Raw genomic sequence first — 24159 nt, 5'->3', positions numbered from 1 at the left:
CCAGCGCTGGACGGCCTCGGCGGTCCGGTCGGCGTGCTCGGCCATCATCGTGCAGTGGTCGCCCGGCACCTCGGCCGAGTCGTGCCTGGCGGGCCACTCGGCGCGCCACTCGCCCCGGCTCGCCGGGTCCGTCATCGGCCGGTCGGGCGAGCCCGGCACGCAGTCCGCGGGCCGCACGAACAGCGTGGGGGCCCGCACCGGCTCGGGCCGCAGGCCGCGGAACAGCGCGCCGTAGCTGCCGACCGCGGTGAGCGCGGCGAAGTCCAGGGCCGCGAACGAGCGCCTGCGTTCGATGAGTTCGTAGTCGAGCGCCTGGCGCAGCCGGTCGGGCATCCGGTCCGGCAGGTAGGTGTCGAGCAGCACGAGACCGGCCGGGCGCTCGCCCGCGGCCTCCAGGTGGGCGGTCACCGCGTGGGCGAGCAGCCCGCCGGAGGAGTAGCCGAGCAGCACGAACGGCCGCCGCCCCGCGCAGGCGAGGGCGGACTCGGCGAGGGTCTCGGCGAGCACGTCCAGGCCCGCGGCGAGCGGTTCCTCGGGCCGGAAGCCCGGCACCTGGACCACCGAGAGCTCCACCCGCCCCTGGCAGTGCTCGGCGAGCCGGGTGAACTGGACGTGGCCCTCGACGGGGGCGAGCGGCGGGAACGCGATCAGCACCGGGCCCTCGCCGCCGCCGCTGAGCCGCAGGTGCCCGGTGCCGGCCGCGCCGCCGGGCGCGGCGGCCCGGCTGCGGAAGCGGGGGCGCAGCGCGGCGGCGCTCGACACCAGCATGTCGGCCTCGGCCAGGCGGCCTTGCAGGGTGAGCTGCCGGTAGATCTCGCCGACGCTCTCACCCGCCGCGGCCTGGCCGCGGGGCTCGGGCGCGGGCGGGTCCTGGCGGGAGTCCTGGCCGGTCACCGGCAGCCTGGAGGCGAGGTGCCCGGCCAGGTCCTTCGGGGTGGGGTGGACGAACACCAGGGTGGAGGGCAGCCGCACGCCGGTGGCCGCGTCCAGCCGGTTGCGGAGCTCAATCGAGGTGAGGGAGTCGAAGCCGATGTCCTGGAAGGGCCGGTCGGGGGCGATGGCGCGGCCGTCGGCGTGGCCGAGGACTGCGGCGGTCTCGCCACGGACCAGGTCGAGGAGGGCGGCGGACCGCTCGGCCCCGGGCCGGTCGGCGAGCCGGGCGAGGAAGGGCTCGGCCGCGCGGGGCGGCTCCGCGGGGCGGCGCCTGGCGTCGCGGGCCAGGCCGCGCAGCAGCGCGGGCAGCCGCCCGGCCGCGGCCTGGGCCCGCAGCGAGGCGGCGTCGAGGCGCGCGGGCACGAGCACCGGCTCGGGGCGGGTCAGGGCCGTGTCGAACAGGGCCAGGGCCTGTTCGGTGGACAGGGGCGCCAGGCCCACCCGGCCCACCCGCTCCAGGTCGGTCTCGCCCAGGCGTTCGGTCATGCGGCTGCGTTCCGCCCACAGGCCCCAGGCCAGCGAGGTGGCGGGCAGCCCGGCCGCGGCGCGCTGGGTGGCCAGGGCGTCGAGGAAGGTGTTGGCCGCGGCGTAGTTGCTCTGGCCCGCGCTGCCGAGGACGCCGGCGCCGCCGGAGAAGAGCACGAAGGCGGCCAGGTCGAACTGCCTGGTGAGCTCGTGCAGGAGGACGGCGCCCTCGGCCTTGGGCCGCAGCACCGCGTCCACCCGCTGCGGGGTCATCGCCTCGATGACGCCGTCGTCGAGGAGGCCCGCGGCGTGGACCACGGCCGTCAGCGGGTGTTCCGGCGGGATGCGGGCGACGAGGCGGGCGAGCTGGTCGCCGTCGGCGACGTCGCAGGCGGCCAGGGTGACCTGCTCGGCGCCCAGCTCGGTCAGGCCGTCCCGCAGCCGCTTGGCCTCCCTGGCGATGGGGCGGCGCCTGCTGGCCAGGACCAGGTGGCGCACCCCGTGCGCGGCGACCAGGTGCCTGGCGAGCAGCCCGGCCAGGGTGCCGGAGCCGCCGGTGATCAGCACCGTGCCCTGGGGGTCGAGGGTCCGCGGCAGGGTGAGGACCAGCTTGCCGACGTGCCGGCCCTCCCGCATCCGGGAGAACGCCTCGGGCGCGTGCCGCACGTCCCAGGCGGCCACCGGCAGCGGGCTGAGGGCGCCGCGCCTGAAGAGGCCGAGCAGCGTGTCGAACATCCGGGCCACCCGCTCCGGCTCCAGCTCCCCCAGCACGAAGGCCGCGTAGGAGGCGCCGGAGTGGGCGGCGGCCACCTCGGCGGGGTCGCGGACGTCGGTCACGCCCATCTCGACGAAGCGGCCCCCCGGGGCGAGCAGCCGCAGCGAGGCGTCGACGAACTCGCCGGAGAGCGCGTTGAGCACCACGTCCGCGCCGCGCCCGCCGGTGGCCCGGCGGAAGCGGTCCTCGAAGCCGAGGGTCCTGGAGGAGGCGATCTCCTCCTCGGCGAGGCCGAAGGAACGCAGCCAGTCCCACTTGCCCGGGCTCGCGGTGCCGAGCACCCGGGCGCCGAGGTGCCGCGCCAGCTGCACCGCGGCCATGCCGACGCCCCCGGCGGCGGCGTGCACCAGCACGGTCTCCCCGGCCCGCAGCCGGCCGAGTTCGACCAGGCCCAGGTAGGCGGTGAGGAAGGCCACCGGGACCGAGGCGGCCTGGGCGAAGGTCCAGCCCTCGGGGATCGGGGCGACCATCCGGTGGTCGGCCACCGCCACGGGCCCGAAGGCGCCGGGCCACAGGCCCATCACGCGGTCTCCCGGGGCCAGGCCGGGCACCCCTGGGCCGACCTCGGTGACCACGCCCGCGCCCTCGGCGCCGAGGTTCCCGCTGCCGGGCGGGAGGAGGCCGAGGGTGTTGAGCACGTCGCGGAAGTTGAGGCCCGCGGTGCGCACCGAGATCCGCACCTGCCCGGGCGCCAGGGGGACCCTCGCCTCGGGCGCGGCCACCAGGCGCAGCGCCTCCAGGGTGCCGCCGCGGCCCGCGTCCAGCCGCCAGGGGTGGCCGCCCGCGGGGGGCACGAGGGCGTCCTGGCGCGCGGGCGACAGCCGGGGTGCGTACAACAGGCCGCCGCGGATGGCGAGTTGGGGCTCGGCGCCGCGCTGGAGCTCGGCGAGGGCGGCGGGGAGCGCGCGGCCGGACTCGGGGGTGCCGTCCCAGTCGAGCAGCGCGAAACGCTCGGGGTGCTCGGCCTGGGCGGAGCGGATCAGGCCCCACACCGGGGCCATCGTGGCGTCCACCGCCTCGCCGCCCGGGCCCGCCGCGACGGCCCTCCTGGTCAGCAGCACCAGGCGGGCGGCGGCCGGCCATTCCTGCGCCAGCCACTCCTGGGCGCGGGCCAGCGCCTCGTGCACGGCGGTCCTGGCGCCGGCGGCCAGGCCGGCGGCATCGGGCGCCGGTGGGCACCACAGGACCGCGGGCGGCAGCGGGGCGCCCGCGGCGACGGCGTCGGCGAGGGCGGCCAGGTCGGGGTAGTGGGCGGCGGCCGCGTCCGCCGGGGCCGTGGCCTGGCCGACGATCGCCCAGGCGGGCGCGGCGGGGGCCGCGGGGGGCTCGGGCAGGGCGCGCCACTCGACGCGGAAGAGCCCGCCGGCCTCGGCGCCGACCTCGGCGGCCAACTGCCCCGCGTCGAGGGGCCGCAGCACCAGCGAGTCGATCCGGGCCAGCGGCTTGCCCGCGGTGTCCCACAGGGTGAGGGAGACGCCGCCGCCCTCCGCGGGCCGCATCCGCACCCGCAGGGCCGTCTCGGTGGAGGGGGTGAGCCGCACGCCCGACCAGGAGAAGGGCAGGCCGACCTCGCCGAAGTCGCCGAGGCCCACCAGGTGGGCCGCGGCGTCGAGCAGCACCGGGTGGAGGGCGAAGCCGGCGGTCTGGGCGCGCAGCGAGTCCCCCAGGGAGATCTCCGCGAACCGCTCCTCGCCGCGCGCCCAGACGCTGCCGAGCCGGCGGAAGGAGGGGCCGAGGGCGTAGCCGCGCGAGGCCAAGCGGTCGTAGAAGTCGCCGGTGCCGACCGGCTCGGCGCCCGCGGGCGGCCACGCGGCCGACGGCTCGGGGTCCTCCGCGGCCGGAGGGGCGAGCAGGCCGGTGGCGTGCCTGATCCAGGCGTCGGCGTCCGGCTCGGCGCCCGGCTCGGCGCCCGCGGCCCCCGGCGCGCGCGAGAAGATCCGCAGCCGCCTTCGCCCGTCGGCCTCCGGCGCGCCGACCGTCAGCCGCAGGGTCAGCTCCTCCTCGCCCTGTTGTTCCGGCACGACGAGGGGCGTTTCCAGTATCAGCTCCTCCAGCACGCCGCAGCCGGTCTCCTGGCCGGCGCGCAGGGCGAGTTCGACGAAGGCGGTGCCGGGCAGCAGGACCCTCCCCAGCACGACGTGGTCGGCGATCCAGGGCTCGGCGCGCAGCGAGACGCGCCCGGTCAGCTCGGTCTCCTCGCCTCCAGGCAGGCGGACCGCGGGGCCCAGGATGCGGTGCGGGGGCAGGCCGCCGGCGGGGCGCAGGCGCCCGGGCGCCGGGTCCAGCCAGTAGCGCCTGCGGTCGAAGGCGTAGGTCGGCAGGTCGACCGGGTAGGCGGGCGCGGGGGCGGCGTCCCCGGGGCCGCCCGGGGTGAGGCAGGCGCGCCAGTCGACGGGCAGGCCGTGCAGCCAGGCGGCGGTCAGCGCCTCGTCGAGGGCCTGCGCCTCGGGGCGCCCGCGCCGCTGGACGGGTACGGCGAGGGCGGGGGTGGACGCGGGGAGGCAGTCGGCGACCAGCGGGGTCAGCTGGGCGTCGGGCCCGATCTCCACGAAGGCGGTCACGCCCAGGCCGTGGAGGGTGGCGACGGCGTCGGCGAAGCGCACCGGGCGGCGCGCGTGCTCCAGCCAGTACGCCGGGGAGGCGAACCGCCCCGGCTCGGCGAGCCGGCCGGTCAGGTCGGAGACGACGGGGATCTCGGGCTCGCCGAACGTCAGCCCGTCGAGGACCTCGGCCAGGCGCGCGAGGGCCGGCTCGACGAGGGGCGAGTGGAAGGCGTGGGAGACGGTGAGCCTGGTGGTGCGCCTGCCGCGGGAGGCGAAGGTCTCCGCGACGCGCGCCACGGCGGCCTCCTCGCCGGAGAGCACCACGGAGCCGGGGCCGTTGACGGCCGCCAGCGCGACGGGGCCGCCCGGGCCGGCGAGTTCCGCGGCGGCCTCCTCCTCGGTGGCCTCCACCGCCCACATCGCGCCCTGGGCGGGCAGCGCCTGCATGAGCGAGGCGCGGGCGGCGACCAGCCGGACGGCGTCGGCCAGCGGGAGGGCCCCGGAGACGTGGGCGGCCGTGATCCCGCCCAGGGAGTGCCCGGCCACCGCGTCCGGGGCCGCGCCGAGGGAGCGCCACAGCCGGAACAGCGCCGTCTGGAAGGCGAAGAGCGCGGGCTGGGCCAGGCCGGTGGCGTGCAGGGCGGCGGTCTCGCCCGCGGCCTCCGCGGCGAAGACGGCCTCCCGCAACGGCAGCGGCAGCAGCCCGCCGAACGCCTCGCACACGCGGTCGAACTCGGCGGCGAACGCCGGGTAGGCCGCGTACAGTTCGCGGCCCATGCCGGGCCGCTGGGCGCCCTGCCCCGAGAAGAGCAGCGCGGTGCGGCCGGGCCGCTGTGCCGCCACGCCCCGGGTCAGGGCGGCATCCTCCCCGCCCTCGGCCAGGGCCGCGAGGCCGCGCACCAGCGTGGCGCGGTCGCGGCCCTTGAGCACCGCGCGGTGGGGGAAGGCGGCCCTGGTGGCCAGCGAGACGCCGACCTCGCCCGGCCGCAGGCCCGGGGCATCCGCCAGCCGGTCGAGCAGGCGGCGGGCCTGCCGCCGCAGCACCTGCGGGCCGCGTCCCGAGAGCATCCAGGAGAACCCGGCCGGGGGGCAGGGGATCTCACCCGGCTCCGGCTCCTCCGCGGCCGGGGCGGGGGCCTGTTCGAGCAGCACGTGGGCGTTGGTGCCGCTGACGCCGAAGGCGGAGACCGCGGCCCGCCGCGGGCGGCCGGTCTCCGGCCACGGCCGCTGCTCGGTGACCAGCTCCAGGGCGCCCGCCGACCAGTCCACGTACGGCGTCGGCTCGTCCACGTGCAGGGTGCGCGGCACGATGCCCTCCCGCATGGCGAGCACCATCTTGAGCACCCCGGCGAGCCCGGCGGCGGCCTGGGTGTGGCCGATGTTGGACTTCAGGGCGCCGAGCAGCACGGGCGCGGCGCCCTCGCGGCCCGCACCGTAGGTGGCGAGCAGCGCCTGGGCCTCGATCGGGTCGCCGAGGCGGGTGCCGGTGCCGTGCGCCTCGACGACGTCGACCTCGGCCGCGCTCAACCCGGCGTTCGCCAGCGCCTCGCGGATCACCCGCTGCTGGGAGGGGCCGTTGGGGGCGGTCAGGCCGTTGGAGGCGCCGTCCTGGTTGACGGCCGAGCCGCGCACCACGGCCAGCACGCGGTGGCCGTTGCGCCTGGCGTCGGAGAGCCGCTCCAGCACCACCAGGGCCGCGCCCTCGCTCCAGCCGGTGCCGTCGGCCGCCTTGGCGAAGGACTTGCACCTGCCGTCGTAGGCGAGGCCGCCCTGCCGGGAGAACTCGACGAACTGGGCGGGCACGGCCATCACCGTGACCCCGCCGGCCAGCGCCAGGTCGCACTCCCCGGCCCGCAGGGCCTGGACGGCGAGGTGGAGGGCCACCAGGGAGGAGGAGCAGGCGGTGTCCACGGTGACCGCGGGCCCCTCCAGGCCGAGGGTGTAGGAGATGCGCCCCGAAAGGACCGCCATCGAGCTGCCCGTCAGGCCGTAGCCCGCGATCTCGCCGGCCAGGAACCAGTCGTTGCCCAGGTAGCCGCTCGGCCCGGCGCCCGCGTAGACGCCGGTGCGGCTGCCCCGCAGCCCGGTGGGGTCGATCCCGGCCCGCTCCAGGCTCTCCCAGGCGGTTTCGAGCAGCACCCGCTGCTGGGGGTCCATGGCCAGGGACTCGCGCGGGGAGACGCCGAAGAAGTCCGCGTCGAAGTCGCCGACCCCGGACAGGAAGCCGCCCTCGACCGGGGTGGCCCGGCCCGCGTCCTCCCCGCCGTCCCCCCCCTCGCCCGCGTCGCCGTCCCGGGCGCCGCCCGCGGGGGCGGCGGGTCCGGTGCCCTCCTCGCGGTCGTAGAGCGCGGCCAGGTCCCAGCCGCGGTCGGTGGGGAAGGAGGAGATCGCGTCGGTGCCCGCGGCGACGAGGTCCCACAGCTCTTCCGGGGTCTCCACGCCGCCGGGGAGCCGGCAGCCCATGCCGACGATCGCGATCGGCTCGGCGAGCCCCGACTCGACCCGGGCGAGGCGCTCGCGCGTGGCACGCAGGTCGACCATGGTCTTCTTGAGGAAGTGCCGCAGCCGCTCCTCGTTGTCACCGTTGTCGGCGTGTGCGGCCTGTTCGGCACCCTCGGCGCCGCCCTGGGCCGTGCCCTGCCCGGCGTTCCCGTTCTTCCCCACCGCTTGACTCCTCGTAACCGTGCGGAACCAGGTCCGCTCAGGAAATCCCGAACTCGTCGCCGAGCATCTTGAAAAGCTGATCGTCGGAGGCCGCCTCCAGCTCGTCGGGGGCGGCCTCCGCCGCCTCCCGGCCCGCCGCGTCCGCCGGCTCGGCCTCGCCCTGGAGCCTGGCGAGCGCTCCCGCGAGCCGCGAGCCGACCCGCGTGCGCACCACGGCCCCGCCGCCCAGCGTGGCCAGCGCGGCCTCCAGCCGGTCGAGGGCCTCGAAGACGGAGGGCGCCTCGTCCTCCGCCCCGCCGGGGAACTCCTCCTGGAGACGCGCCACCAGGCCCTGGGCCGTCGGGTGGTCGAAGACCAGGGTCGCCGGGAGGTGCAGGCCGGTGGCGGCGGCGAGCCGGTTGCGCAGGTGCACGGAGGTCAGCGAGTCGAAGCCGAGGTCCTTGAAGGCACGGTCGCCCGGGATCTCCTCGGGCGAGCCGTGGCCGAGGACGGCGGCCATCTGACGGCGCACCACCTCCAGGAGCGCCACCTCGCGTTCTGCCCTGGGCAGGCGCGCCATCCGCTCGCGGAACGCGTCCTGGCCCTCGGGCTCCTCCCACTCCTCGGGCGCCTGCGGCCCGTGCTCCGCGCCCCGCCCGGCCCCGGACAGCCCGGCGAGCAGGCCGCCGGGGCGCACCGCGCCCAGGGAGCGGGCGAAGACCTCCCAATCCACCTCGGCGAAGGCGAGTGGTCCCGGCTCCGCGGCGGCGGCCGGCGCGAGCGCCTCCCGGGCGACCTCCTCCTCCAGGGGCGTGGTCCCGCTCAGCCGCGGCGGGCGGGCGGGGCCCTCCCGGCCCGCCACCGGGCCGAAGGCGAGGGCGGTCGCGGGCAGCCGGCGGGCGTGCCGCCCGGCGGCCAGGGCGCCGAGGGCCGCCGCCGCCGCGGCATCCGCCGGGCCCGAGGCGCCGAGCGCGGCCTCGAAGGAGAAGCACAGCAGGAAGGCATCCAGGGGCGCCTCGCCGAGCAGCGCGTCCACGTGCACGGCGGGGGCGATCCGTTCGGCCAGCTCCGCGGCCCACTCCGCCGGGTCCGTGGGGTCCCCGGCGACGCTCTGGGCGCGCGCCGCTTCCGGTGCGCCGACGGCGTGCACGACGGCGCGCAGCGGCTGCGTCGCCGGCAGTTCGGCGAGCAGCGCGGCGAGGGCCTCGCGGTCGCCCGGGTCGCAGCGGGCGACGGCGACCTCGGTGCCCGACTCGCCCAGCGCGGCGGCGAGTTCGGCGGCGCGCCCGGCCTCGGGGCCGGGGCGGGCGGCGAGCAGCAGCCGTTCGGCGCCGCGGTCCGCCAGCCAGCGCGCGAGCCGGCCGCCGAGTTCGCTCGCGGCCCCGGTGAGCAGCACGGTGCCGCGCGGGGGCCGGCCCTTCTCCTCGGGGCCTTCCGCCAGGGGCGCGCGCCCCAGGCGGTGCACGTGGGCGCCCGAGGCGCGCAGCGCGAGTTCGTCCTCGCCCCGCGCCGCGGCGAGCGGCAGCGCCTGGGCGAGCAGCGCCGCGGTCCTGGCGTCCGGCACCTGCGGCAGGTCGACGAGGCCGCCCCAGCGGCCCACGGCCGCGAAGGCCGCCGCCCGGCCCGCGCCCCACAGCTGGGCCTGGTCCAGGCGCGCGGGGCCTTCCCCCTCCACGACCGCCTGGGCCCCGAGGGTCGCGTACCACAGGGGGGCGTCCACCCCGGCCGCGGCCAGGGCCCGCGGCAGCGCGGCGTTCAGCGCCAGGCAGGCCGGGAGCCCGGGCGCGAGGGGGCTCTCGCCCTCGGCGAGGGCGAGCAGCGACAGCACCCCGGCGAGGCGGCCGGGCGAGGCGGCGCAAAGGGCGGCGGCGGCCCGCTCCGCCCAGTCCGCACCTTCCGCCCGGCCCGCGGGGGCCGGGGGCAGGGACAGCACGGTGGCGCGTTCGCCGAAGGCCGCGCGCGCGGCCGCGGTCCACGGGTGCCCGGCCGCCTCCTCGGGCACGAGCAGCAGCCAGCCGTCAGGCGTCGCCCGGGGCCCGGCCTCCGGCAGGGGCCAGGGCTGCCAGCTCTCCCGGTAGCGCGCGGCGCCCGCCCGCGCCCGGACGGTGCTGCGCCTGCGCCAGGAGCCGAGCGCGGGCAGCACGGCGGCCAGCTGCCCGCCATCGTCCACGCGCAGCACCTCGGCCAGCTCCCGCGGGTCCTGCCGCTCCACGGCCTCCCAGAAGCGCCGTTCGGCCGGGTCGGCCCCGGCCGCCGGGGTCCCGGCCCGCTCCGGCTGCGCCCAGTAGCGCTCGCGCTGGAAGGGGTAGGTGGGCAGGGGCGCCGGGGCGGGGCCGGCCGGGGCCGAGGCGGCGGGGACCTGGGGGACCCGCGTGACGAGCGCCCCGCGCCAGTCCACCGGGGCACCGGCCGTCCATGCCTCGGCCAGGGAGAGCAGCAGGCGCGCCCGGCCGCCCTCCTTGCGGCGCAGGCTGCCGAAGGCCAGGGCCTGGGCCCCGGCCTCGGCCGCGGTCGTCTCGACGCCCCAGGTCAGCACGGGGTGGGCGCTCGACTCGACGAAGGTGCCGAAGCCGTCGGCGAGCAGGGCGCGCACCGCGTCCCGGAAGCCGACCGGGCGGCGGCAGTTCTCGTACCAGTAGGCGCTGTCCAGCTCCGTGCCGTCGAGCACCCGCCCGGTGGCCGTCGAGTACAGGGGAACCCGCCCCGCCCGCGGGCGCACGAAGTCCAGCTCGCGCAGGAGGCGTTCGCGCAGCCGCTCGACCTGCGGCGTGTGCGAGGCGACGGTGGACTCCAGCAGCCTGGCACGCACGCCCTCCGCGGTGAGCGCCGCGACGCACTCCTCCAGGGCGGGCAGCTCGCCCGCGAGGGTGACCGAGCCGGGGCCGTTCACCCCGGCCTGCCACAGGCGTCCCTCGAACGCGGCAAGGCGCGGGGCGAGTTCGGCCTCGGGCAGCAGCACGGAGGCGACGGCACCGTGCCCCACCAGCTCCTCGGCGAACAGCCGGGAGCGCAGGGCCACCAGGCGCGCGGCGTCCTCAAGGGACAGGGCACCGGCCACGCAGGCGGCGGCGATCTCGCCCTGCGAGCTGCCGACCACGGCCTCCGGCACGACGCCCGCCTCCTCCCAGGCCGCGGCCAGGGCGACGTGCACGGCGAACAGCGCGGGCTGCACCACGTCGATGTCGGCGGCGCCTTCCAGGGAGGGCGCGCCCGGCGCCTGGGTGAGGACGTCCACCACATCCCAGCCGGTGTGCGGGGCGAGGGCCCTGGCGCAGTCGGCGAGCCGGGCCGCGAAGGCCGGGGAGTGCGCGAGCAGCGCGGCGCCCATCCCCGGCCACTGCGCGCCCTGGCCGGGGAAGACGAACGCGGTGCGGCCCGGCCGCCCGGCCGCCCGGCCGCGGGCGAGGGCGGGCGACTCGGCGCCGGCGGCCAGCGCCTCCAGGGCGGCGCGCAGCTCGGCGCGATCGCCGCCGACGGCCACCGCGCGCTCCTCGAAGACGGCGCGGCCGGTGACCAGGGCGTGCGCCGCCTGGGCCGGGGTGAGGCGGGGGTGGGCGTCCAGGTGGGCCAGCAGCCGGGCGGCCTGGGCGCGCAGCGCGGGCTCCGTCCTGGCGGAGAGCACAAGCGGCACCACCTCGGCGGGCGCGTGCCCCGGGCGTTCCCCCGGGTCGGCCGCCGGGGCCGGGGCCTCGGCGGGTTCGGGGGCGGGCGCGGGCTCGGGGGCCTGTTCCAGGATCAGGTGGGCGTTGGTGCCGCTGATCCCGAAGGAGGAGACCGCGGCCCGCCGCGGGCGGCCGGTCTCCGGCCAGGGCCTCGCCTCGGTGAGCAGCGCGACCTCGCCCGCGGACCAGTCCACGTGCGAGGAGGGCGCGTCCGCGTGCAGGGTCCTGGGCAGCAGCCCGTGGCGCATCGCGAGCACCATCTTGATCACGCCGGCCACCCCGGCGGCGTGCTGGGCGTGCCCGATGTTGGACTTGATCGAGCCGAGCCACAGGGGCTCGCCCGCGCGGTCCTGCCCGTAGGTGGCGATCAGCGCCTGGGCCTCGATCGGGTCGCCAAGCGCGGTGCCCGTGCCGTGCGCCTCCACCGCGTCGATCTCGCCGGGGGCGAGCCGCGCCCCGGCGAGGGCCTGCCGCATCACCCGTTGCTGCGAGGGGCCGTTGGGGGCGGTGAGGCCGTTGCTCGCGCCGTCCTGGTTGACGGCAGAGCCGCGGATCAGGCCGAGCACCGGGTGGCCGTTGCGCCTGGCGTCGGAGAGCCGCTCCACCAGCAGCAGCCCGGCGCCCTCGCCGAGGACGGTGCCGTCGGCCCCCTCGCCGAACGCCTTGGCGCGCCCGTCGGCGGCCAGTCCGCGCTGGCGGCTGAACTCGACGAACGTGCCGGGCGTGCCCATGACGGTGACGCCGCCGGCCAGCGCGAGGGAGCACTCGCCCATCCGGAGCGCCTGCGCGGCCAGGTGCAGGGCGACGAGCGAGGAGGAACAGGCGGTGTCCACGGTGACCGCGGGGCCTTCGAGGCCGAGGCTGTAGGCGATGCGGCCGGAGATCACGCTCGCGGTGCTCCCGGTCATCACGTGCCCGCCCAGGGCGGCCGGTGCCTGCGCCATCCTGGGCCCGTACTCCTGGGAGGTGGCGCCGACGAAGACGCCGGTCCTGGTGCCGCGCAGGGCGGTGGGCGCGATCCCGGCCCGCTCCACGGTCTCCCACGCCGTCTCCAGCAGCAGCCGCTGCTGCGGGTCCATGGCGGCGGCCTCGTGGGGGCTGATGCCGAAGAAGGCCGCGTCGAACTCGGCCGCGTCGTGCAGGAATCCGCCGCTGGCCGCGTAGGAGGTGCCGGGCCGGTCCGGGTCCGGGTCGAAGAGGGCCTCCAGGTCCCAGCCGCGGTCGGTGGGGAACGGGCTGACCACGTCCGCGCCCGCCACCAGCAGCTCCCACAGCTCCTCGGGGGTGCGCACGCCGCCGGGGTAGTGGCAGCCGATGGCGACGATCGCGATCGGCTCCTCCTCGCCGGCGGGCGCGGCGGGCCCCGTGGGCTCCGGGGCGCCCGCGGGTGATCCTGCGGCCCCGGCGAGGGAGGCGTCCAGGTGCCGGACGAGCGCCTCGGGGGTGGGCTGGTCGAAGGTGAGGGTGGCGGGCAGCCGCAGCCCGGTGGCGGCGCCGAGCCGGTTGCGCAGTTCCACGGCGGTGAGCGAGTCGAAGCCGAGGGCCTTGAACGTCTCCTGCGGGGACAGGCGCGCCGCGTCCTGGTGGCCGAGGACGGCGGCGACCTCGGCGAGCACCGTGTCCAGCAGCAGGCGCCGCCGCTCGGCGGCCGGCCGGCCGCGCAGCCGCCGCGCCAGGGTGCCGCCCCGCTCCGGCCCCCGGGCCGAAACCCGGCGGCGGTCCAGGGCCTCGCCGAGGCCGCGCAGCAGCGCGGGCGGGGCGGTCAGCCGCCGCAGGGCGGCCGGGTCGAGTCCGGTGGGCACGAGGGCCGGCCGGTCGGCCGCCCGGGCGGCCTCGTAGAGGGCCAGGCCGTGCGCGTCCGACAGCGGGACCAGGCCGGTGGCCGAGATGCGGGCCAGGTCGACCCCGTCCAGGTGGCCCGTCATGCCGCTCGCGGTGCTCCAGTAGCCCCAGGCGAGGGAGGTGGCGGGCAGTCCGTGGGCGCGGCGGTGGGCGGCCAGGGCGTCGAGGTAGGCGTTGGCCGCAGCGTAGTTGGCCTGGCCCGCGCTGCCGAGCGTGCCGGCGGCCGAGGAGAACAGGACGAACTCCCGCAGCCCGGCCTCCCTGGTCAGCTCGTGCAGGTGCCAGGCGGCCTCGGCCTTCGGGCGCAGCACGGTGGCCAGCCGCTCGGGGGTCTGCGCCAGGACCACGCCGTCGTCGAGGACGCCGGCCGCGTGGACGACGGTGGTCAGCGGGTGCTCGGCGGGGATGCCGGCCAGGAGGGCGGCGAGGGCGTCGGGGTCGGCGGTGTCGCAGGCGGCGATGGTGGCCCGGACGCCCAGGTCTTCGAGGTCGGCGGCGAGTTGGGCGGCGCCGGGGGCGTCGGGGCCGCGGCGGCTGGCCAGCAGCAGGTGCCCGGCGCGGCCGGTGGCGGCGTAGTGCCTGGCCAGCAGGGCGCCCAGGGTGCCGGTGCCGCCGGTGATCAGGACCGTGCCCGCCCCCTCCGCCCCGGCCCCGGCACCGCCGGCGCTGCCGGGCACGGTGGGCGGCAGGGTGAGGACGGTCTTGCCGGTGTGCCGGGCCTGACAGAGGTACCGGAACGCCTCAGGGGCCTGCCTGATGTCCCAGGTGGTGGCGGGCAGCGGGGCAAGCGCCCCGCTCTCGAACAACTCCCGCAGCTCGGCCAGCATCTCCTGGACCCGGTCCTCGCCCGCGTCCATGAGGTCGAACGCCCGGTAAGCCACCCCGGGGTGGGCGGCGGCGACCTCCGCCGGGTCGCGCAGGTCGGTCTTGCCCATCTCCACGAACCGGCCGCCCGGGCCGAGCAGCCGCAGGGAGGCGTCGAGGAACTCCCCGGCCAGGGAGTTGAGGACGATGTCGATGCCGTGGCCTGCGGTGGCCTGGCGGAACTCCTCCTCGAAGCCGAGGGTGCGGGAGTCGGCGATGCGCCCGGGAGGCAGGCCCTGGCCGCGCAGCATGTCCCACTTGCCCCGGCTCGCGGTGCCGTAGACCTCAAGGCCCCAGTGCCGCGCCAGCTGCACCGCCGCCATGCCCACGCCCCCGGTGGCCGCGTGCACCAGCAGCGACTCGCCCACCCGCGCCCCCGCCAGATCCCGCAACGCGTAGAACGCCGTCAGGAACACCACAGGAACCGTCGCCGCCTGCGTGAAACTCCACCCCCGCGGCATCGGCACCAGCAACCGCCGATCCGCCACCGTCACCGGCCCCGTCCCGTCCGTGAACAGGCCCATCACCCGATCACCAGGACGCAACCCCACCACGCCAGGCCCCACCTCAAGCACCACACCCGCACCCTCACCACCCGGCGGACGCGCATCGGGGACCATGCCGAGGGCGATCATGACGTCGCGGAAGTTGAGGCCGGCGGCACGGACGGCGAGCCGGACCTGCCCCTCGGCCAGCGGGGCGGACAGCGGGGGGTGCGGCAGCAGCGCGACGTGCTCCAGGGTGCCCCGGCGGCTGAGGTCGAGGCGCCAGGCCGCGTCCGCGGGCGCCGGCAGCGCGGGCAGCTCGCCGAGCGGCGTCAGCCGCGGCAGCAGCGCCTGGCCCGCCCTGAGGGCGAGTTGAGGCTCGCCGGTCGCGAGGGCGGCGGCCAGGGCCCGCAGCGAGTCGGGCTGTCCGTCGTGGTCGAGGAGCGCGAAGGCCCCGGGGTTCTCGGTCTGGGCGGAGCGGACCAGGCCCCACACGGGGGCGGCCGCCAGGTCGGCGACGTCCTCCCCGTCGTGGGTGGCCACGGCCCGGCTGGTGAGCAGGACCAGCCTGCTGCCGCCGAGGCGCCCCTCGGCGAGCCAGTCGTGCAGCAGGCCGAGGGCCGCCGCGGTCACCGGCCGGGGGTCGGCCGCCGGCCGCCCGCCCTCCACAGGGGCGAGGACGGCCGCGGGGGCCGGGGCGCCGCCGGTGAGGGCGGCGGCCAGGTCCGCGGGCGAGGGGTAGGCCGTGACCCGGGCGCCCGCGGCGCGCAGGGCGGCGGCCGGGGCGCCCTCCGCCTCGCCCAGGACGGCGAGCTCCACCGGGCCGGTGGGGGGCGGGAGTTCGAGGGGCCGCCAGGCCACCTGGTACAGGTCGTCCGCTCCCGCGGCGGGCGCGGGAGCGGCAGGGGCCGCGGGCAGCGGGCGCAGGGTCAGCGAGTCCGCGGTCAGCACCGGCCTGCCCGCCGGGTCGTGGAGGCTCAGGCGGGCGGATCGCGGGCCGGTCGCGTCGAGGCGCACGCGCAGGGTCCCGGCGGGGGCGCCGTGGCAGGCGACCCCCGCCCAGGAGAACGGCACCCACAGGGCGTCCTCCCCTTCGCCGCCCTCCGCGTCGGCGGCGGCGAGGGGCAGCAGGTGGAGGGCGGCGTCGAGGAGGGCCGGGTGGAGCCGGAACCGGGCGGCGTCCGTGGCCTCCTCGGGCAGCGTCACCTCGGCGTAGTGGGTGGACCCGTCCCGCCAGGCCGCCGTCAGCCCGCGGAAGGCGGGGCCGTAGCCGTAGCCCGAGTCGGCCAGCCGCTCGTAGGCCGCGGCCACGTCGAGCGCGGCGGCGCCCGGCGGCGGCCAGCCGCCCGGCTCCGGCTGCGGCGCGGGCCCCGGCTCGCCCGCCGGGGCGAGCACGCCGGTGGCGTGCCGGGTCCAGGGCTCCTCGGAGGCGGCGGGCCTGGAGTGGATGCCGACCTGGCGGCGGCCCTCCGCGTCGGGCGCGCCGAGCAGCACCTGGAGCTGGAGGGAGTGGCCGGCGGGCAGGGCGAGGGGCGCTTCGAGGGCGAGTTCCTCCAGCGTCTCGCAGCCGTGCGCGGCGCCCGCGTGCAGGGCGAGTTCGACGAGGGCGGTGCCGGGCAGCAGGCACCGGCCGTCGACCACGTGGTCGGCCAGCCAGGGGTGGGAGGCCGCCGAGAGGCTGCCGGTGAACAGGTGCCCCGCGCCCTCGGCGAGCGCCACCGAGGCGCCGAGGAAGGGGTGGTCGGCGCCGGTGAGGCCGAGGGCCCGCGCGTCTCCGGGACCGCCGGCCTGGGACCAGTAGCGCCTGCGCTGGAAGGGATAGGTCGGCAGCCCGGCCGGGGCGGGTCCCGCCCCGGCGAAGACGGCGGGCCAGTCCACGGGCACGCCCCTGACGTGCAGCCAGGCCAGCGCGGTGGCCAGGGAGGCGGGCTCGGGGCGGTCGCGGCGCAGCACGGGCAGGGCCTGGCCCCGTCCCGCCTCGTCCAGGGTCTCCTGGGTGGGGCCGGTGAGGGCGGCGCCGGGGCCGAGTTCGAGGCAGGTGGTGACGCCGAGGCCGTGCAGGGTGCGGACGCCGTCGCCGTACCTGACGGCCCGGCGGATGTGCTCGGTCCAGTAGCCGGGGCTGGTCAGCTGCTCCTCGGTGGCGAGGGCGCCGGTGAGGTTGGAGACGACGGGCAGGCGCGGCGCATGGTAGGTGAGCTGGGCGGCGACGGCCTCGAACTCCGCGAGCACCGGCTCCATGTGGGCGGAGTGGAAGGCGTGGGAGACCCGCAGCTCGCGGGTGCGGTGGCCGCGTTCCGCGAGGCGGGCGGCGACGCGCCTGGCGGCCTCGGCGTCCCCGGAGAGGACCGTGGCCGCGGGGGCGTTGACGGCGGCGATGCCGACGGCGCCCTCCTCGGCGGCCAGCTCCCTGGCCACCTCGGCCTCGGGTGCCTGCACGGCGATCATGGCGCCGCCCGGGGTGGCGCGCTGCATGAGGCGCGCCCTGGCGGCGACGAGGGTGGCGGCGTCCCCGGCGTCGAGGACGCCGGCGAGGTGGGCGGCGGTCAGCTCGCCGAGGGAGTGGCCGATCAGGTGGCCGGGGGTGACGCCGAGGCCGGTCAGCAGCCGGAAGAGGGCGACTTCGAGGGCGAAGAGCGCGGGCTGGGCCACGAGGGTCCGCTCCAGCCCGGCCGCCTCCGGGTCGTCCGGCCCGGCGAACATGATCTCCCGCAGGGGACGGCCGAGTTCGCCGGCGAGGCGGGCGTCGAGGTGGGCGCAGATCTCGTCGAGCGCGGCGGCGAACAGCGGCTGCGTGCGGTACAGCTCGCGGCCCGCCCCGGCGCGCTGGCTGCCCTGGCCCGGGAAGAGGAAGGCCAGTGCGCCCGGTTCCACGGCGGCGTCCGAGGTGAGGACGGCGGCGGGGGCGGCGGCGCCTGAGCCCGGGGGGTTCCCGGCGAGGGCGGCGAGCCCGGCGCGCAGTTCCCCGGCCGTTTCGCCGACGACGGCCGCGCGGTACGGGAAGGCGGTGCGGGTGGTGGCCAGGGCGAGGCCGATCGCGGCGGGGGCGGCCTCCGGGCCCGCGGACAGGTGGGACAGCAGCCGGGCGGCCTGGGCGCGCAGCGCCTCGGGGCCGCGCGCGGACAGCACCCACGGCACGGGGCCGCGGGCGGGCTCCTCCCCCGCCGCCGCTGGGGGCAACTCCCGCGGGGCGGCAGGCTCTTCGAGGACCAGGTGGGCGTTGGTGCCGCTGATGCCGAACGCGGAGACCGCGGCCCGGCGCGGGCGGCCGGTCTCCGGCCAGGGCGTGGGCTCGGTCAGCAGCCGGACGGCGCCGGCCGACCAGTCCACGTGCGAGGAGGGCGCGTCCACGTGCAGGGTCCTGGGCAGCAGGCCGTGCCGCAGGGCGAGCACCATCTTGACCACGCCGGCGACGCCCGCGGCGTGCTGGGTGTGGCCGAGGTTCGACTTGACGGAGCCCAGCCACAGCGGCCGGCCTGCGGGCCGGTCCTGCCCGTAGGTGGCGAGCAGGGCCTGGGCCTCGATCGGGTCGCCCAGCGCGGTGCCGGTGCCGTGCGCCTCCACGGCGTCCACCTCGCCGGCCGCGAGCCCGGCCTGGGCCAGGGCCTGCCGGATGACCCGCTCCTGCGAGGGGCCGCTGGGCGCGGTGAGGCCGTTGCTCGCGCCGTCCTGGTTGACGGCCGAGCCGCGGATGACGGCGAGCACCGGGTGGCCGGCGCGGCGCGCGTCGGAGAGCCGCTCCACGAGCAGCAGGCCCGCGCCCTCGCCCCAGGCGGTGCCGTCGGCCGCCTCGGCGAACGCCTTGACCCGCCCGTCGGGGGCCAGCCCGCGCTGGCGGCTGAACTCGACGAAGGTGCCTGGCGTCGCCATCACGGTGACCCCGCCCGCCAGGGCCATCGTGCACTCGCCGTTGCGCAGCGCCTGCGCGGCCAGGTGCAGGGCCACCAGGGAGGAGGAGCAGGCGGTGTCCACGGTGACCGCGGGCCCCTCCAGGCCGAGGGCGTAGGCGATGCGCCCCGAGGCGACGCTGCCGGTGGTGCCGGTGAGGACGTGCCCGCCGAGCCCGGCGGGCGCCTCGGCCAGGCGCGGCCCGTACTCCTGGGACATGGCGCCGACGAACACGCCGGTGCTGCTGCCGCGCAGGGTGGCCGGGTCGATCCCGGCCCGCTCGACGGCCTCCCAGGCGGTTTCCAGCAGCAGCCGCTGCTGCGGGTCCATGGCGGTGGCCTCGCGCGGGCTGATGCCGAAGAACTCGGCGTCGAAGTCGCCGGCGGAGTCGAGGAACGAGCCGTGGCGGGCGTAGGTCGTGCCGGGGCGGTCCGGGTCGGGGTGGAAGAGCCTGCCGAGGTCCCAGCCGCGGTCCTCGGGGAGGCCGGTGACGGTGTCGCGCCCGGCGGCGAGCAGCTCCCACAGCTCCTCGGGGGACTCGACGCCGCCGGGGAAGCGGCAGCCGATGCCGACCACGGCGATCGGCTCGTTCCCTGCGGCGCCCTCGCCGCCGGGCTCGGGCCCCGAGGGCGCGGGGGCGGGCGGCACCTCCTTGGCGGCGCCGAGGAGTTCGCCGTGCAGGTGGCGGGCGAGTGCGGCGGGCGAGGGGTGGGAGAAGACCAGCGTGGAGGGCAGCCTGAGGCCGGTGGCGGCGGCCAGCCGGTTGCGCAGTTCCATGGAGGTGAGCGAGTCGAAGCCGATGGCCTTGAAGGTCTGCTCCGGGTCGATGCCCTCGGGGTCGCGATGCCCGAGGACGGCGGCGATCTCGCCGCGGACCAGGCCCAGGAGCAGGCGCTGCCCGCCCTCCTCGCCGGCCGCGGCCAGCCGCCGGGCCAGGGAGTCCGGCGCGTCGGGCGCCGGGGCGGCGCCGGCCTCTGCCGCGGGGCGGCGGGCGGGGAGGCGGACCAGGCCGCGCAGCGGCGGCGGCACCTGCCCCGCGGCGGAGCGCAGCGAGGCCAGGTCGAGCCTGGCGGGCAGCAGCACCGGCTCGGGGCGCGCCAGGGCGGCGTCCAGCAGGGCCAGGCCCTCCTCCGTGGCCAGGGCCGCGAGTCCGGAGCGGCTCAGGCGCCGCACGTCGGTGGTGTCCAACTCGCCCGTCATGCCGCTGCGTTCGGCCCACAGGCCCCAGGCGAGCGAGGTCGCCGGCAGGCCCCGTGCGGCGCGCCGGGCGGCGAGGGCGTCCAGGAAGGCGTTGGCGGCGGCGTAGTTGCTCTGGCCCGGTCCGCCCAGGGTGCCGAGGGCGGAGGAGAAGAGCACGAACGCGGACAGGGGGCGGCCGGCCCGCGTGGTGAGCTCGTCGAGCAGGGCGGCGGCGTCCGCCTTGGGCCGCAGCACGGCGTCGAGGCGTTCGGGGGTCATGGATTCGACGACGCCGTCGTCGAGGACGCCCGCGGCGTGCACGACGGCCGTCAGCGGATGCCCGGCGGGCACCCGGGACAGCAGCCGGGTCAGCTGGGCGCGGTCGGCGACGTCGCAGGAGGCGAGGGTGACCTGTTGCGCGCCGAGTTCGGTCAGCTCGGCGCGGAGGCGGCGCGCCACGGCGGCCGAGGGGCGGCGCCGGCCGGCGAGCAGCAGGCGGCGGGCGCCGTGCGCGGCCACCAGGTGCCTGGCCACCAGGACGCCGAGGGTGCCGAGGCCGCCGGTGATCAGGACGGTGCCCTCCGGGTCGAGCGGCCGCGTCTCTTCCGCGGCCTCCGGGCCCGCCGCGGTCTCCCGAAGGAGGCGGGCGAGCCGGGGCACGTACAGCCTGCCCTCGCGCAGGGCGAGTTGGGGCTCGCCGGTGGCCAGGGCCGCGGGCAGGGCGCGCAGGGAGGCGGGCGTGCCGTCCCAGTCCAGCAGGGCGAACCGGCCGGGGTGCTCCGCTGCCGCGGCCCGGACCAGGCCCCACAGCGCGGCCGCCGGCACGTCGAGCGCGGCGGCCTCCTGCGGCCCGGAGACGGGCTGGGCCAGGCGCGTGAGCACGGTGAGCCGGGAGCCGGCGAGGGGTTCTGCGGCCAGCCAGTCCCGGAGGACGGCGAGCGCCTGGTGGGCCTGGGCCCTGGCCGCGGCGGCGAGGTCCGTGGCGGGGCCGGCGGCGGGGTCCGTGGCGGGGCCGGCACCGGGGTCCGCGGCGGGGGGTGGTGCCCACAGGACCTCGGCCGGGGCCGGGGCGCCGGCCCGGAGCGCGGCGGCGAGGGCGGCGGGGTCCTCGGGGCCCGGGTGGTCCGCCGGCGCCGCGGCCGGGTCGCGCGGGGCGCCGCCGAGGGCCGTCCAGCCGGGGGCGGGAGCGCCCGGGCCGGCGGTGGGCGCGGGCAGCGGGCGCCATTCGAGACGGAAGAGGGAGCCGGAGGCGGCGCCCGAGGCGGCGGCGAGCCGCTCCGGGTCGACGGGGCGCAGCGCGAGGGAGCCGACGGCGGCGACGAACGCGCCCGAGGGGTCCGCGACGGTCAGCGCCACGCCGTCCTCCGTGGGGGCGGCGTGCACCCGCAGGGCCGCGGCGCCCGAGGCGGCGACCCGCACGCCGGACCAGGAGAAGGGCAGCGCGGGAGCCCCGAACTCCCCGAAGGGCAGGGCGTGCAGGGCCATGTCGAGGAGGGCGGGGTGGAGGGCGAAGCCCTCCGCGTCCCCGGCCTGCGTCTCGGCCAGGGCCACCTCGGCGAAGACCTCGGGGCCGCGGCGCCACACCGCGCGCAGCCCCCGGAAGGCGGGGCCGTAGCCGAAGCCCTCGGCGGCGGAACGCTCGTAGGCGCCGTCGAGGTCCACGGCCCGCGCGCCCGGCGGCGGCCAGGCCGCCAGGTCCACGGCGGGCGCCTGGGCCGCTCCGGCCCCGGGGGCCAGCACGCCGGTGGCGTGCCGGGTCCAGGGCTCGTCCTCCTCCGCCTCGGCGCGGCGGGCGTGCACGGTCAGGGTCCGGCGCCCCGAGTCGTCGGGCTCGCCGACGACGAGTCGCAGGCTCACCCCGCCGCGCTCGGGCAGCACGAGCGGGGTCTGCAGGGTCAGCTCCTCCACCTCGGCGCAGCCGGCCTCGTCGGCGGCGCGCACGGCCAGCTCGACGAAGGCGGTGCCGGGCAGCACGGCCCGGCCGAGCACGGTGTGGTCGGCGAGCCAGGGGTGGGTGCGCAGCGAGAGCCGGCCGGTGAGCAGCAGGGTTCCCGACTCGGGCAGCCGCACCGCGGCCCCGAGCAGCGGGTGGTCGGCGGACCGCAGCCCGGCCGCCGCGATGTCGCGGCCGCTCCCACGCTCGGCGCCGCCCTCCAGCCAGTAACGCTCGCGCTGGAAGGGGTAGGTCGGCAGCGGAACGGCCGGCCCCTGCGGGAAGAACGCCCCCCAGTCGGCCCCGGCCCCGGGCGGCAGGGCGGCGAGCGAGGCGAGCAGGCGCGGCCAGCCGCCCTCCCCGCGGCGCAGGGTGCCGGTGACGGTGACCTGCCCGGCGCCCTGCTCCTCCAGGGTCTGGGCGAGTCCAGGAGTGAGCACCGGGTGGGGGCTGGCCTCGACGAACACGCCGTGCCCCGCCGCGGCGAGCGCGCGGGTGGCGGTCTCGAACTCCACGGGGTGGCGCAGGTTCTCGTACCAGTAGGCGGGGCCGAGGGCGGTGGTGTCGGCGAGGGGCCCGCCGGCGAGGGCGCCCACGGTGGAGAAGAAGGGCAGCCGCGCGGGCCGCGGCCTGATCGGGGCGAGCAGGTCGAGGAGGCGGTCGCGGATGGCCTCCACGTGGGGGGTGTGGGAGGCGTAGTCGACCGGCACGCGCCTGGCCTGTATGCCCTCGCGTGCGCACCTGGCGGCGAGTTCGTCCAGGGCCGCCGCCTCGCCCGCGACCACGCTGGCGTGCGGGCCGTTGGCGGCGGCCGGCCACAGGCGTCCCTCCCAGCCGGCGATCAGGTCGGCGGCCTGCGCGCGGGACAGCGGCAGGGAGATCATGCCGCCGCGGCCGGTGATCGCGGACAGGGCCTGGGCGCGCAGGGTGACCACCCGGGCGGCGTCCTCCAGGCTGAGCGCCCCGGCGACGTGGGCGGCGGCGATCTCGCCCTGCGAGTGGCCGACGACCGCGTCGGGCACGACGCCGAGCGACTCCCACAGCGCCGCGAGCGAGACCATGACGGCGAACAGGGCGGGCTGGACGACGTCCACCCGCTCCAGCCCGGGGGCGCCGGGGCGGCCGCGCAGCACGTCGAGGAGGTCCCAGCCGGCGAAGGGGGCCAGGGCCGCGGCGCAGTCGGCCATCCTGGCGGCGAACACCGGGGAGCTGTCGAGGAGTTCCAGGCCCATGCCGGGCCACTGGGAGCCCTGTCCCGGGAAGACGAAGACGGTCCTGGCGTCGCCCGCGGCCTGGGCGTGCAGGGTCGTCAGCCGGGGGGCGGGCTCGCCCGCGGCCAGCGCGTCGAGGGCGGCCCGCAGCTCGCCCGCCTCCCGGCCCAGGGCGACAGCCCGGTGCTCGAAGGCGGCACGGCTGGTGGCCAGGGCGTGGCCGACCTGGGCCGGGGTCAGCTCCGGGTGGGCGTCCAGGTGCCGGGCGAGCCTGGCGGCCTGGTCGCGGAGCGCGGCGGGCGACCTGGCGGTGAGCACCCAGGGCAGGGTGCCGTCGGTGGCGATGGCGGGCGCCGCGTCCCGGGCGGGGGCGGGGCCGGCTTCGGGGGCGGCCTCCAGGACGAGGTGCGCGTTGGTGCCGCTGATGCCGAAGGAGGAGACGGCGGCCCGGCGGGGGCGGCCGGTACGGGGCCAGGGGCAAGCGCGCGTGGCAAGTTCCAGGGCGCCCGAGGCCCAGTCGACGTACGGGGAGGGCTCCTCGGCGTGCAGGGTCCGCGGCACCAGGCCGTGCCGCATGGCGAGAACCGTCTTGATGACGCCGGCCATTCCGGCCGCTGCCTGGGTGTGGCCGATGTTGGACTTGACCGAGCCGAGCAGCACCGGCCGGTCGGGCGCGCGGTCCTGGCCGTAGGTGGCGAGCAGGGCCTGGGCCTCGATGGGGTCGCCGAGCCTGGTGCCCGTGCCGTGCGCCTCCACCACGTCCACCTCGCCGGGGCCGAGGCCGGCCGCGGCCAGCGCCTGCCGGATGACGCGCTGCTGGGAGGGGCCGTTGGGCGCGGTGAGGCCGTTGCTCGCGCCGTCCTGGTTGACGGCCGAGCCGCGCAGCACGGCGAGCACCTCGCGCCCGTCGCGCCTGGCGTCGGACAGGCGCTGCAGCAGCACCGCGCCGACGCCCTCGGCCAGGCCGAAGCCGTCGGCCGCGGCGGAGAACGGCTTGCAGCGGCCGTCGGGCGACAGGGCGCCCTGCCGGGAGAACTCGATGAGCGGGCCCAGGGTGCCGAAGGCGGTGACGCCGCCGGCGAGGGCGAGGTCGCACTCGCCGTTGCGCAGCGCCTGCGCGGCCAGGTGGATGGCGACCAGGGAGGAGGAGCAGGCGGTGTCCACGGTGACCGCGGGCCCCTCCAGGCCGAGGGCGTAGGCGATGCGCCCCGAGGCGACGCTGCCGGTGGTGCCGGTGAGGACGTGGCCCTCGACGCGGGAACCCTCGTCCATCCTGGGCCCGTAGTCGGCGGGCATGGCGCCGACGAAGACGCCGGTGAGGCTGCCGCGCAGGGTGCCGGGGTCGATGCCGGCGCGTTCGAGGGTCTCCCAGGTGGTCTCCAGCATGAGCCGCTGCTGGGGGTCCATGGCGGCGGCCTCGCGCGGGCTGATGCCGAAGAAGGCCGCGTCGAAGTCCTCGACGCCGGCCAGGTAGCCGCCCTCGCGCTGGGAGAACTGCCCGGGCCGCGCCGGCCGGCTGGCGTAGGCGCCCTCGGTGTCCCAGCCGCGGGTGGTGGGCAGCGGGCCGATGGCGTCGCGCTCCTCGACCAGCAGCCGCCACAGGTCCTCCGGGCTCTCCACCCCGCCGGGGAAGCGGCAGCCCATGGCGACGAGGACCACCGGGTCCTCCTCCGCTGCGGCGCGGGGGGCGGGGCGGGCCGGCCCCGGGCCGGGGGCGGCCTCGCCGGAGAGCAGGG

1 protein-coding gene and 1 pseudogene are annotated in these 24159 nt (G+C 78.7%); both read right to left on the bottom strand.

From position 1 onward, the window contains the following. Nucleotides 1-12: 12 nt before the first annotated feature. Nucleotides 13-7380: pseudogene (locus D7294_RS33675) on the bottom strand (SDR family NAD(P)-dependent oxidoreductase); the annotation flags it as partial. A gap of 37 nt (nucleotides 7381-7417) precedes the next feature. Then, nucleotides 7418-24157, bottom strand: a complete 16740-nt coding sequence (locus D7294_RS33005; protein WP_479681726.1) for a type I polyketide synthase — start codon at nucleotides 24155-24157, stop codon at nucleotides 7418-7420. Nucleotides 24158-24159 lie beyond the last annotated feature (2 nt).

The organism is Streptomyces hoynatensis (genome assembly GCF_003626535.1).
Taxonomy (GTDB): Bacteria; Actinomycetota; Actinomycetes; order Streptomycetales; family Streptomycetaceae; genus Streptomyces; species Streptomyces hoynatensis.
Note: the sequence above shows the minus strand (reverse complement) of the source record. Positions and strands in the feature narration are given on the sequence as shown.